Here is a 12,896-nt window from a genome sequence, read left to right as displayed (position 1 = left end):
ATGCTATTATTTTTGCAAACCGCAAAAGGAATAACGCATGAACATGGCAACGGCTTCGCCCGGTGCGACGGACGCTTCGCGGCCCCCTACCGGCCGCCCGGAAAAGCTGCGTTTGGGCGATGTGCTGGTGCAGCAAAAGCTCATTTCTCAGGAGCAGTTGCAGCAAACCCTTGACCTGCAGCGCACCACCGGTAAAAAGGTCGGGCGCCTGTTAATCGAGACGGGTGTGATCACCGAAGAGTTGCTCGCCAACGGCTTAGCCCGGCAACTACGTGTTCCCTTCGTCAACCTCAAAACCTTTCCTTTTCGTGCTGATGTAGTGAAGCTGCTGCCCGAAGCGGCTGCGCGCCGCTTCAAGGCGCTGGTGCTCGAGGACAAGGGCGATGTCTTGCTGGTTGCCTTGGCCGACCCGCTGGACCTGTTTGCCTACGACGAGCTCACCCGCCTCCTCAAGCGCAACATTGGTATCGCGGCGGTGCCCGAGAGTCACTTGGCACTGGCCTTCGACCGGCTGTACCGCCGCACCGAAGAAATCAGTGGCTTGGCCCGCGCGCTGGAAAAAGACCTGGGCGACGCGGTGGACTTCGGGGAACTCACCGCCAGCGTGGGCCAAGAGGGCGCGCCGGTGGTGCGCTTGCTCCAATCGCTTTTTGAAGATGCGACCCAGGTGGGCGCGTCCGATGTGCACATCGAACCGCAAGAAGGCTTTTTGCAAATCCGCGTGCGGGTCGATGGAGTGCTCCAGACCCAAACGCAGGCCGACAAGCGCATTGGCGGCGCACTGGCCCAACGTTTGAAGCTGATGGCCGGCTTGGACATCTCTGAGAAGCGATTGCCCCAAGATGGCCGCTTCTCGGTCCGGCTGAAGGACAACACCATCGATGTGCGCCTGTCCACGCTGCCCACCACCTACGGCGAGTCAGCCGTAATGCGGTTGTTGAACCAGGGCGCCGGTATGCGCCGGCTGGACACCATCGGTATGCCGGCCGACATGCTCAAACGTTTTCGCGATGTGCTGTCCCGCTCCTCTGGCATGGTGCTGGTGACCGGGCCTACAGGCTCCGGTAAAACTACCACTCTCTATGCCGCCCTGGCCGAGATCAATGCGGCGGAGCTCAAAGTGATCACGGTTGAAGACCCAGTCGAATACCGCTTGCCAGCCATCACGCAGGTGCAGGTCAATGACAAGATTGAGCTGACGTTTTCTCGTGTCTTACGGGCTTGTCTGCGCCAGGACCCGGATGTGATTCTGGTCGGGGAAATGCGCGATGCCGAGACGGCAGAAATCGGCTTGCGCGCCGCCATTACGGGCCACTTGGTGCTCTCCACCTTGCACACCCGGGACGCCATTGGCACTCCGTTTCGCTTGCTGGATATGGGCGTACCAGCCTTCATGGTGGCCACGTCGTTGCAAGCGGTCATTGCCCAGCGACTGCTGCGCCTGAACTGCCGGGAGTGTCTGGCGCCCCACACCCCTACGCCGCAAGAACAGTCGTGGTTGGATGCCATGTTGGAGCTCGGTGAAGAGATCAAGCCCAAGCGTGGTTTAGGCTGCTCCCAGTGCAATGGCACCGGCTATTCAGGGCGTCAGGGCGTTTATGAACTCCTGGAAATGGATGCCGCCCTGACCCACGCAGCCACCCAAAGCGACCCTGCCGCTTTCTTGCGGACCGCGCGCGAGCGCATGAAAGGCCACACCATGGCGTTTCATGCCTTGCAGCTGGTGCGCAGTGGCAAAACTTCCTTGGCAGAGGCTTTACGCATCGGATTTGATTCGGATGGCGACGAGGCCATGCTGGGCTGACCATGCCAATCTACGACTGGCGCGGACGCAATAACCGGGGCGAGGCCGTCAGCGGGCAGTTGGAGGCCATGACCGAAGGGGGTGTGGCCGACCAGCTTATGTCGATTGGCGTGGCGCCGGTGCACATTGCGGTGTCCAAGGCGGTCGAAACCAAAGACAAAAAAGATCCTCTGGCTTTTTTAACAGCCCGCCCGGTGGATGTGGACGATGTGCTGATTTTTTCGCGTCAGATGTACACCCTGAACAAGGCAGGCGTGCCGATTCTGCGGGCCTTTGCGGGGCTGGAGGCCTCGGCCACCAAGCCAGCGATGGTCGATTTGCTCAAGGATGTGCGCGCCAGCCTGGACCAAGGGCGGGAGCTCTCGGTGGCCCTGGGGCGACATGTGGCGCTGTTTGGAAACTTCTATATCTCCATGATCCGGGTCGGCGAAATGACCGGTCGCCTGACCGAGGTGTTTCTCCGGCTCAATGAGCACATGGAGTTCGAGCGCGATGTGCGTGAGCGGATCAAACAAGCCACCCGCTATCCCACCTTTGTGCTGTTCGCGATGGCGGCGGCCATTGTGATCTTGAATATTTTCGTCATTCCGGTTTTTGCCAAGGTGTTCGCCGGGTTTAACACCGAGCTTCCCTTGATCACCCGTGGCCTGCTTGGGTTTTCAAACTGGATGCTCAATTGGTGGCCACTGTTGATCGTTATCTCCGTGGTGGTCGCTATCGGCATTCGGGCCTATTTGCGAACGCCGAGCGGGCGCTATAAATGGGATGCGCGCAAGCTCAAGCTCCCCATCATCGGAGAAATCATTCTCAAAGCCACGTTGGCCCGTTTCGCCCGAAGCTTTGCCTTGAGTAGCCAAAGTGGCGTTCCTCTGGTGCAAGCGCTCACGGTTGTGGCCCAAACGGTGGACAACGCCTTCATTGGTGCCCGGATCGAGCAGATGCGCGACGGCATTGAGCGGGGTGAAAGTATCTCGCGCTGCGCAGCCGCAACAGGTGTGTTCACGCCGGTGGTGCTGCAAATGATCAATGTGGGCGAAGAAACCGGGGAGCTCGACAACCTTTTGTTTGAGATCGCCGGCATGTATGAGCGTGAGACGGACTACAACATCAAGGGCCTGTCTGCCGCGATTGAGCCGGTGCTGTTGGCGGTGATCGGCGCCCTGGTCTTGTTGCTGGCGCTGGGCGTGTTTTTGCCTTTGTGGAATATGGGGCAAGCTGCCATGGGCAAGGGCGGAGGCTAGGCCATGGCCACTGCCCGCACTCCGGTTGCGCGTGTGCGTTGGAACAGCCGCTGGGTGGAGTGGGGCATCCTGACGCTGTGCATTGCTATTGCTACCGCGGTGTTGTGGCGTTACGGCCAGCAGGTTCGCGCGCAAACCGAGCGTGCAGCGGTGCAGAGCACGCTGGGCGCCTTGCGGACTGCGTTGGTACTCGACTATGTGCAATCCATGTTGCCGCAGCGCAAGAGCACCGGTGGCCCGGTGGCAGCCAACGGTATTGTTCCCAATCCTTTCGGGATGCTCCAACAGCCTGCGGCCAACTACGCGGGGGAAGTACCCGCTGCGCTACTGCAAGAGGTTGCGCCGGGGCGATGGGTGTTTGATCAGCGCTGTGGCTGCATTGGCTACAAGCCCTTGGAGCAGGGCGGCTTGGATGCCCCTGCAGGCGTTCAAGCGATATGGTTTATGGTCGAAAGCACAGCCGCGGCCTATCAACTGCGCCCTATTCAGGCGTATGTCTGGGGAGGCTTGCCTGTAGAGTGAGCGCGAGGAGTCCTGACGGATGGGGCATAAACCCGAGGAAACTTGAGAAAAGTCACGGAGTTAAGTGCTATTCCTCCCGCACTTTTTTCAGAAGCTACCCTAGAATGACCCGAAATACGGATTCACATTTTTTTGGAAGGTGGACAGCATGAAACAAGTACAACGCGGCTTTACATTGATCGAGTTGGTCATGGTCATTGTGATTTTGGGGATCCTGGCGGCCGTCGCGATTCCAAAGTTTGTGGATTTGTCCTCTGATGCTCGCCAGGCTTCGGTACAGGGTGTGGCGGGTGCGCTGTCATCAGGCTCCGCGATCAACTACGCAACATACTCCGCTCGCGGTACTGGAACCGTCGTAAATTCTTGTGACGCTGCCAAAGCCACCTTGCAAGGGGGCGCTTTCCCGTCAGCGGAATACACTGCACCAACAACCGCCTTTGCGACTCCGTCTGGTGCAACCAACGATTGTGTTTTGAGCTTCACCCCATCGGGGGGCACAGCGGTGACCGCAACTTTCACTGCGATTACGACCCCATAAAACCCGCAGAAGCGACCCGAACCACGGTCTCTGAAAAGCCAGCGTGGCGTGTCACACTGGCTTTTTTTATGGGCAAACTGCTTAATCGGGCTGGCTCATGGCCCCCCGCCAAGCGGCTGGTGCGGCAGCCAAGCTGGCCGCTTGCGCCTGGCGCTCTTGCGGCCAGTGGCGTACCCATAGCCGGTAGGCTTGGGTGGTCAAGGCAGCATCGTGGGTTTCAAGGCCGATGGCGATCGCCATTTGGATCAGATCGTACTGGAGCACTCCATCTGTAAAGTAGTTGCTGAGCTTCTGGGCTGCCCCGGCTGTCTGGCCGGCGCGCCGCATGAGCAGAATGTCTAAAGCCCGCGTACGCGGGGTATCCGGTTGCAGGGCGGCAAGAGCGGCAAATGCTTCTGCGGCAGGGCCATTGCGGTTCAGGGCCACATTCAGCAAAACTTGGTTGGCACGGACATCCGGAATGTACGGGCGCGAAACCGCCATCGAGTCTTGGGCCCAGAGCGCCGCCTGTAGGTTGCCGGTGGCGGCAAAACCGTCTGCCGCTTGTGCCGTGAGTTTGCGGTAGTGGGGGTGGATCTGTACCCCTCGTTTGAGCCAGTCCCATGCTTCGGTTTGCAGCCGCTGCCACTCCGCAGGCGGCATGTTGGGGTTCTTCAGGATGAGGTTGAGCGTCTGGATGCTGCGAATAATGGCGAATTCGGCCCGGAATGCCAAGCCACTCACCACCACAATTACCAAGCCCGCCAAGCCTGTCGCCACCAACCCGGCGCGCAAAGTGCCAGCGCTGGCTAGGTAAGCTCGCGGGTCTGCGTGGGCCAGCACCGCCAGCCCCACCATCAGCAGAGCTCCTGTGCTAGCCAGCCGCCACGGGAAACCTGCATTACTCACCAACAAGAGCCCCAACAGGCTGCATAACGCGATTGCACACAAGGCTTCCGCCTCGGATGGTCGGCGGCTGGCTAGGCGCTGCCAGCGGGTTTGGGTGCTGAAAAGCAAGTACCCGAGCAGTCCTGCCAAGAGGCTGCCACCCACCGGCAAGCCGCACTCAGCCAGCAACTGTAAAGGTTCGTTATGAGCGTAGAAATCGGTTTCTACCGAGTTGTTGGCACCTTGGTAGCGTGGAATATGTGCCTCCCACGCACCAGCACCGACCCCGGCCCATGGGTGATCCATCAGCATACGGATGCTGGCACGCCACATGAGCGCCCGTATCGAAAACGAGCCTTCTGTGTACTCCTCGGGCCGTGCGACCGAGCCCGCTCGGTAGACACTGCGCTCCAAAGGGGTCAACCCATACCCTTGCGCCAAGATAGTCGGGCTATTGCTCGGGATGAGCGCCAAGCCTGCAAGCCCCAGCAGCAAAACCGAGCCGGTGAGCCCGAGGTCGCGCCGAGACCAAGACGGACTATCCGCAGCTTGCCGGTATCGCCACAGCACGAACAGGGTGACTGGCACCATGATGGTGGTTGCTATCAGCGCCGAGCGGGTGCCGGTCATGAGCAGAGCAGCAAGGTTCCAGGCCAGTGACAATGCCATGAGGCTCCGGCTCTTGGGGGACCGCAGCTGCATCAAGGCATACGCCGAAAACGGCAGGGTGCACACCAGATACTCCGCAAAGAAGTTGCGATTCACAAACACCGAAGCCGGCGCGGCAAACTGCGGAAACCAGGAGAGGTCTCCCCAAAACTGCGCCGCGCACCATGCCGATGCACCCACCGCGCCCGCGTGGATACCCCACACCAGTAGCATGGCGTGTCCGCCTCGCAGCACCTGCAAGCAGGTCCACAACAGCGCGCCAAGCACGCACCAGCGCGCAGCCTCTGCGCCAGCCAGATAGCTGTGCGACCACGCCACACTGCCCAGCGCATACAGGCACAACACAGCTGGAAACGCCAACAGGCCATGAAAATACCACTCGGTGCTTTCCCCGCGAGGGGGCCGGAGCGCTTGAGTGAGGAGCAAAGCTAGGGCGCACACCACGCCCAGGGCCAGCAGCGCGGATTTCAGCGTGTCTTGCAACACCCACTCCCCGGGAACACCCAGCACCGGCATGAGCCCGAGGGTGAGCGCGAGTGCCCAAGCAGCGCCCCGGGTCTTCCGGTGAGCGGGCGCAGTGGCCGCAGAAATGGCGGTACTTTCGGGTGCATTGGAAGCTGGTACAGCAGGCATGTTGGGGGTAAGCTTTGCGGGTCTTCCATGACCCCGCCACGGGGTCAACGATTAATGATTAAATAAGGCTGTAGCGCTCGTTTTGCTTGCGCGGATAGCTCCTAAAAGCATAGCAAATGTAAACGATCCATGTCTCTGCCTGTTTCCTTGGATTTTGCGTTGGAATCGATGCCCGCATCTCGGGGCAGGCGCATGCGTGGTTTCACGCTGGTGGAACTGGTCATGGTGATTGTGTTGCTCGGGGTGCTGTCGGTGTACGCGGTGCCGCGCATGATCAACACGGGCGATTTCTATGCCCGCGGGTTTTATGACCAGTCGCTCGCTTATTTGCGTTATGCGCAGAAAACCGCCATCGCCCAGCGCCGCACGGTCTGTGTGGAGCTGTCCGCCAGTGCCATTCGTTTGCGCTTGGCCAGCGCGGCGGCGAGTAATACTTGCACCCTCGATCTGCCCGGGCCTGGCGGAGAAGCCATCCTCACGGCCCGCAGCGGGGTGGCGTTCAGTAGCACCCTCACCTCGTTCAACTTTGATGGGCTAGGGCAACCGGTGAACGCCAGCACCGGCGCTGCTGCCCCGACGCAGGTGCTGCAGGTAGCCAATGTGGCGCCATCCATCATCATCGAAGCGGGCACTGGCTATGTGCATGACTAAGCGGGCGCTGATTCACCGACAAAAGGGCTTCACACTGGTGGAGCTGATCGTTTTCATCGTGGTGGTGGGGGCTGGCTTGGCAGGTATTTTGTCGGTGATGGACACCTCGGTGAAATCCAGCGCAGACCCGATGATCCGCAAACAGGCCATCGCCATCGCGGAGTCTGTGCTCGAAGAGGTGCTGCAAAAAGCGTACACCGATCCGGACAACTCGCCCGCCGTAGTCGAGGCCAGCCGAGATCTGTGGGACGATGTGAGCGATTACGACGGTCAAACACAAGCGGCATTTGCGTTCCCCGCCAGTTTGTCCGGTTACGCACTGGCCATTGCTGTCACGACCGACAACACGACACTGGGTATCGAAGCCAAAAGGGTGCGCGTCACGGTGACGCGTGGTACCGAGGCTATGGTGTTGACCGGTTACCGGACAAATTATTAAGCGCTCACCCGTCATGAAAACTCCGGTTCAGACTATGCGGCAACAAGCGGGCTTCACCTTGGTGGAGTTGGTGATCGTGATTGTGATCATGGGAGTGATCGGTGGGGTGGTGGCGGTGTTCATGCGGGCACCCATACAGGCGTATTTCGACAGCGGACGCCGGGCCGCCCTGACTGACGTCGCAGACACTGCAGTCCGGCGTATCTCACGGGACATCCGCAAGGCCTTGCCCAACAGTGTGCGTGTGAGCACCAGCGGGTCAGACTCGTGCCTGGAATTCATTCCGACCCGCAATGGGGGCCGCTACCGGGAGAACAACCGCCCGACCGGCGATACGGTGGGCAAGGGGCTCGATTTCACAACGGCAGATTCGGTTTTCAATATGCTGGGCCGCAATGCAGATTGGCCGGCGGATCAGCAAATCGGCGTCAACGATTTGGTGGTGGTTTACAACCTCGGCATCAGTAATGTGAATGCCTATAACGGCGACAACGTGGCTCGGGTCTCCAGCCTCAGTGTGGACACCAGTAGCGGCGCCGAGGAGACCACGATCAACCTTGCGGCACCCAAGCAGTTTCCGCTGGACTCCGGAACCAAGCGTTTCCATGTGGTGCCTCTGGAAGAAAACGTGGTCACCTATGTGTGCAACGGCAGCACCTTGCGCCGCTTGGTCACACCCGGTGTAACTACGGGCACAGGGGTGTTGTTTACCAACAGCGCCACTCGGTATTGCGGCAGTGCAGCGAACCCGGTGAGCTCCGCACCTGTGTTGATGTCTGATTTGTCGGCATGCAGCTTCACTTACAACGACACCGATTCACAGCGCAACGGGCTGGTGCAAATGACGCTGGCTATTACCCGGAACGCGGAAACGGTGAACCTTTATCACCAGATTCAGGTCAACAACACGCCATGACACCCCTCCGCCTCCGCCAACACGGCTTTGCCGCCATCGCCGCCATCTTTCTGTTGGTGGTGCTGGCTGCATTGGGCGGTTTTATGGTGTCGTTTTCGAACACCCAGCAATTGACGTCCGCCCGGGATCTGCAAGGCAGCCGCGCCTACTGGGCGGCGCGCGGCGGCCTCGCGTGGGGGGTGGCAAGCTTGGTGGCTAGCAACGCAGCCTGCCCCTCGGGTGACCTCACCAGTGCGGCCGGCCGCAATGTAGATGGTTACACCGTTCGGGTGACTTGTAGCCGCAGTGTCTATGCCGATAGCGGTGGCAATGTGGTCATTTACCGGCTGGACGCCCGCGCGAGCTTGGGTGTTGCCGGTGGGAGCAATTACGTAGAGCGCAGTGTGAGCGCCAGTATGGAGATGTGATGACCACGCTATTCAAAGCATGTTTCCGGTTATTCCGAGCGAGGGCGCATCAGTGGGTGGTGTGCGTAGTGTGGGGTTTGCTGCCAGTGGCTGTGCTGGCTATCGAGCTCAATAGCATGGGGGGAAACACCGCCACCAATGGACTGCGGGTGATTATTGATGCCAACACCCAAATCCAGATCGCGCGTCTCAATGGCACTGGGCAGGTTTTCCAGCCCGCCACGGCTCCGCCAAGTACAAACCTTGACAACGGGGTGTTTCTACGAGCGAACGGACAGCTCTACGGCCCTTCTAATTTCCGCTTGGGCACTACTACGAGGCAGAGTTACAACACGCAAACTATCAGTGCGACCACCCCGGCAAACCCTTCGGTTGCAGGCGTACAGCAAACTGCAACCTCCACACTCGCGGTGAACAATGGCCCCCAAGTGTCCATCGTCTGGAAATACACCACGCCCCTCGATTTTTTAACTGCGGAGGTGACCGTCGTCATTCCCTCGGGCTTTGTGGTGAGTGCAGCGAACCCCGTGCGGTACAGCCATGCGTTTGATACCTTTTTGGGCGGCAGCGACCTTGGGTGCGGCGTGACCTTTGTAGATAGCAACGGAAAGCGGGTGGTGGGCACTTATCCCCCACCCTTGGGTGCTTGCACCTCGACTACGGCCATACCTGCGGGGGTCTCAATTGTGCAATCCTTCCGCGAACGCTCGGGGCCTACCTTCTCGGCGTATTGTGCGAACAATTGGGATACTTTTTGGGATGCAGGCGATACCTGTTCGGTCAACAAGACTACTGCCATGAACAACTCGGTGAGCAACACTTTGCGCGACACCGGCATCGGCATCCAGTACCAGTTCATAGCACCCGGAACCTACACCTTTAGCTATGACTTTGTGGTGGGTTCCCCGACGGTACCGCCGTACGATCACCTTGAAATCCGCCACGATGGCATGGGCACCTTGTGTCCCGAGCCCGTGCAGGTGTTAGCTTGCCTGGTTTCTACCGTGCCGTGCCCGGCGGCCAGCATCGTGAGCACTGGCACGTTGACGGGTCAAATCACCACCACCCCGGCGGTGCCGACAGTAACCAAGACCCCAAGTACGTTTACGGTGGGTTCTGGCAATAGCATTCAGACCGTGACGCTGCAGGCATCGACCAGCGGTGCGGTGGTGTTGGGTTCCACGGGTTTAAGCACTATTCCCCTGAACGGTACGCGCTGCTTCAACACCGCGACCGGAGTACAAAGTTGCGCCATGACCTTCGTGGGTACTCCTTGTGTAGGTGGCTATGACTGCCTCGAAACAGGGGCCGTTTATAACAACGTGATCGCCACCAGCACCGGGCGCAACCCGCTCAACACCAAGCTCAGCGGTACCGCGTTCAACCTCGATGTGATGGCCTTGCTGGCGGACGGCACCCCCGCACTCACCTACACCGCGACCAGCGGCGTAACCGTGGAGCTTTTTGACGAGCCGGTGACCGCACCCGCCAGTTGCTCTGCCTACACCGGGCCGATTGCCAGCCGCAACATCACATTTGCCACTACCGATCTGGGGCGCAAAGCCCTGCCCACCCCGATCACCATGCCCACCGCCCACCGCAACGTGATTTGCAGGGTGACGGACACCAATGTGTCGCCCACGCTCTACGCATGCTCTTCAGACCGGTTTGCCATCCGGCCGCAAAGCCTGAGTGTCACTACCGCTTCGCAAACCAACACCGGTTTGACGGGTACGCCCCGGGCCGTGGCGGGGGCCAACTTTGATCTGTCCGCTTCGTCCGGTGTGACGGGCGGATACACCGGCACGCCTGCCACTGACGATACCAAAGTGGTGGATCACAACAACGCCACTATTCAGGCCGGCGCATTGACCGGAACATTTGGCGCTGCTAAGGGTGTTGCTGCCACGGGTAGCAGCTTCCGCTACACCGATGTCGGCTCTATCCAGTTCCAAGCCAATGCGGTCGCCGATTCAGCGTTTGCTGCGATCGACGACGCAGTCGGCGACTGTGTCGCAGGTAGCAGTTCCAATACGCTGGCGGGCGGCCGGTATGGCTGCACCATCGGCAGCACTGCCTCTGCGCGAATGGGCCGGTGGTACCCGAGTCACTACTCTTTCAGCGGTAGCGTAACCCCCGCATGTACTGTAGGCGGCTTTACCTATATGGACCAGGACGCCTTGGCAGTGAGCTTGCTGGTCAAGGCCCATGCCACCACAGGCGGCACGCCCTCTGCAACAGACCCAGTGGTCAGCCGCTTGGTCTCTGGCTTCACGGGGCGTGCCTCTGTGACGTTCAGTGGCGACAACGCGTCGAGCCCGGTGGCCATCGCTCGTTTGGTCAATCCAGCCTTTCCGGCAATGCCCAACAATACGTTGTGGAACCAGGGCCAGGTCAGCATTGCGGACGCATTTGCGTTTGGCAAACTCACCAGCAGCCCTGATGGACCCTATGACAGTTTCCGCATTCAAGCCGCGGTCACCGATGCTGACGGCAGCACCTTGATCGGCCCCACCATAGCCACCGGCACGACCAGCATCCGCTACGGGCAATTACGGCTGGGCAATGCCTATGGCTCCGAGTTGCTACCCCTACCGATACCGGTCGAGGCGCGGTACTGGAACGGCAGCGCGTATGTGCTCAACACCCTAGACAGCTGCACCTCGTTTGCACCTTCCGCGATTCAGATGGGCAGCTACACCGAGAACCTGAATAACTGTGAGACCCAGCTCAGCCCCACCAGCTCGCAGACTTTGGTGGCCGGCAAGCTCTCCAGCTTGCAACTGTCCAAGCCGGGCAAGGGGAACAGCGGTAGTGTGCTTTTGACCTTGAACGTGTCACCGACACCGGTGGCAACGGCCACCACCTGTGTATCGACAACCGCGACACCGGCTACAGCTGCCAACAGGCCTTGGTTCGGCGCCAACCCTGCTGCCCGTGCCACCTTCGGGAAATTCCGCAGCCCGTTGATCTACTTGCGGGAGAACTACTGAGGGTTTTGCTCTGTCAATCTGCTGGAAAACCCCGTTTAATCCGTGTCATGATGGCAGGCGAAGCTACTAAACTGTGAGCACATTTCCTGAGAAATCAAACTATTTCATGATTGAAGTTGCGACTGTGTTTTTTCACCCCCGCCCAACGGGAGCTTGCTGACTATGCGTTGGCCCTGGCGGCGTGCCGCATCCGGCGCACAGTTGATCGTTTCGTGGTCAGGCCAAACGCTCGCCTATGTGGTCGCGCAAGGGTCAGGTCGTGATTTCACGGTGAAGCGTGCTGGCGTGGAAATTCAGGGTAGCGACAGCATGGATGAATTTGTCCGTCGGCTCTCCGCGCTAGGGCTCAAAGACCGTACCGCCCACGTCATGCTCAAGCCCGAGCAATACCAGCTGCTGCAAATCGAGGCACCCTCGGTGCCGCCGGAAGAGCTGCGTTCTGCTGCCCGCTACCAGGTCAAAGAAATGGTGGACGCGCATTTGGACGATCTGACGATGGACGTGCTGCGTGTCGGGGATGGCGAAGGGCGGGCTGCATCGCAAATGTTTGTGGTGGCCGCTAACAACAGCTTTGTGCGCGACGCCATGGGGCTGGGCGAGGCGATGCACTGGGATGTGCGGGTCATTGATGTGCAGGACATGGCACAGCGGAATCTGCAAACCTTGCTGGAGCCCGAGCGTGCCACGGGCGCGTTGCTGATCTTAGACGGTCGGCAGGCCTTGTTGACGATCAGCGCCGCCGGTGAGTTGTTTTACAGCCGCCGTCTCGATCTGCCCGAAGGCTTCATGGGCATGACATGGACGGCCGCTACGGCGCCTGAGCCGGCAGTTTTGGACACGTACACCCCTGTCGAGGAATATGTTCCCGACTATGCGGGGGGAGGGGCCTATAGCCCGAACTTTTCGACCACCGGTGCAGATTCTGCTCCGGCGGCTCAGGGCGATATTGACCGGGCACAGCGTTTGCTGGTGGAAGTACAGCGTTCGATCGACCTCTGGGAGCGCACCTGGACCCAGTGGCCTTTGGCAGGATTGCAGGTGTATGCGGGCGAGCGGAGCGCGGAGCTGGCCGAGTGGCTGAGCCGCGATACCGGGCAAAACGTCAGCGCTTTTGATGCCGCAGAGAAATTTGCCGGCTGGGACAAGCTTGCGGAGCAGGACAGGTCCATGTGCCTGCCTTTGCTTGGTATTTTGTTGCGCGGTGACGCCTAGACTG

11 protein-coding genes are annotated in these 12,896 nt (G+C 59.9%); 10 read left to right on the top strand and 1 reads right to left on the bottom strand.

From position 1 onward, the window contains the following. The first annotated feature begins 37 nt into the window (after window positions 1-37). From U5L73_RS01790 to U5L73_RS01775, 4 genes are all read left to right on the top strand, one after another. Window positions 38-1,804 carry a GspE/PulE family protein gene (locus tag U5L73_RS01790; protein ID WP_322560744.1) on the top strand — a complete coding sequence of 589 codons (1,767 nt, stop codon included), beginning with the start codon at window positions 38-40 and terminating at the stop codon, window positions 1,802-1,804. Between the two features lie 2 nt (window positions 1,805-1,806). Further along, window positions 1,807-3,045, top strand: a complete 1,239-nt coding sequence (locus U5L73_RS01785) for a type II secretion system F family protein (protein ID WP_322560743.1) — start codon at window positions 1,807-1,809, stop codon at window positions 3,043-3,045. A gap of 3 nt (window positions 3,046-3,048) precedes the next feature. After that, the gene (locus U5L73_RS01780; RefSeq protein WP_322560742.1) at window positions 3,049-3,567 is read left to right on the top strand and encodes a hypothetical protein; all 519 of its coding nucleotides are present in this window, start codon (window positions 3,049-3,051) and stop codon (window positions 3,565-3,567) included. 148 nt (window positions 3,568-3,715) lie between these two features. After that, window positions 3,716-4,105, top strand: a complete 390-nt coding sequence (locus U5L73_RS01775) for a type II secretion system protein (RefSeq protein WP_322560741.1) — start codon at window positions 3,716-3,718, stop codon at window positions 4,103-4,105. A gap of 81 nt (window positions 4,106-4,186) precedes the next feature. Here the strand turns inward: U5L73_RS01775 and U5L73_RS01770 are convergent, their stop codons facing one another. Then, a complete protein-coding gene (locus U5L73_RS01770) occupies window positions 4,187-6,274 on the bottom strand; it encodes an O-antigen ligase family protein (protein ID WP_322560740.1) in 2,088 nt (695 codons plus the stop codon). Between the two features lie 129 nt (window positions 6,275-6,403). Here U5L73_RS01770 and U5L73_RS01765 point away from each other — a divergent pair, with 129 nt between their 5' ends. From U5L73_RS01765 to U5L73_RS01740, 6 genes are all read left to right on the top strand, one after another. Then, complete coding sequence (locus U5L73_RS01765; protein ID WP_322560739.1) at window positions 6,404-6,925, top strand: prepilin-type N-terminal cleavage/methylation domain-containing protein; 522 nt, start codon at window positions 6,404-6,406, stop codon at window positions 6,923-6,925. Continuing rightward, window positions 6,918-7,364: a type II secretion system protein gene (locus U5L73_RS01760; RefSeq protein WP_322560738.1), complete on the top strand. Its 447-nt coding sequence runs from the start codon at window positions 6,918-6,920 to the stop codon at window positions 7,362-7,364. The genes U5L73_RS01765 and U5L73_RS01760 overlap by 8 nt, the downstream gene beginning before the upstream one ends. Window positions 7,365-7,377: 13 nt before the next feature. Next, a complete protein-coding gene (locus U5L73_RS01755; protein ID WP_322560737.1) occupies window positions 7,378-8,280 on the top strand; it encodes a prepilin-type N-terminal cleavage/methylation domain-containing protein in 903 nt (300 codons plus the stop codon). After that, window positions 8,277-8,687: a hypothetical protein gene (locus U5L73_RS01750; protein ID WP_322560736.1), complete on the top strand. Its 411-nt coding sequence runs from the start codon at window positions 8,277-8,279 to the stop codon at window positions 8,685-8,687. Before U5L73_RS01755 ends, U5L73_RS01750 begins: the two co-directional genes overlap by 4 nt. Beyond that, window positions 8,687-11,680 carry a DUF6701 domain-containing protein gene (locus U5L73_RS01745; RefSeq protein ID WP_322560735.1) on the top strand — a complete coding sequence of 998 codons (2,994 nt, stop codon included), beginning with the start codon at window positions 8,687-8,689 and terminating at the stop codon, window positions 11,678-11,680. The genes U5L73_RS01750 and U5L73_RS01745 overlap by 1 nt, the downstream gene beginning before the upstream one ends. A gap of 162 nt (window positions 11,681-11,842) precedes the next feature. Next, on the top strand, window positions 11,843-12,892 hold the full coding sequence (locus U5L73_RS01740; protein WP_322560734.1) for a hypothetical protein: 1,050 nt from the start codon (window positions 11,843-11,845) through the stop codon (window positions 12,890-12,892). The last annotated feature ends 4 nt before the right edge of the window (window positions 12,893-12,896 follow it).

Source organism: Rhodoferax sp. (genome assembly GCF_034520025.1).
In the GTDB taxonomy this organism is placed as follows: Bacteria; Pseudomonadota; Gammaproteobacteria; order Burkholderiales; family Burkholderiaceae_C; genus Allorhodoferax.
The sequence above is the reverse complement of the archived record's forward strand: the minus strand, read 5'-3'. Positions and strand labels throughout refer to the sequence as shown.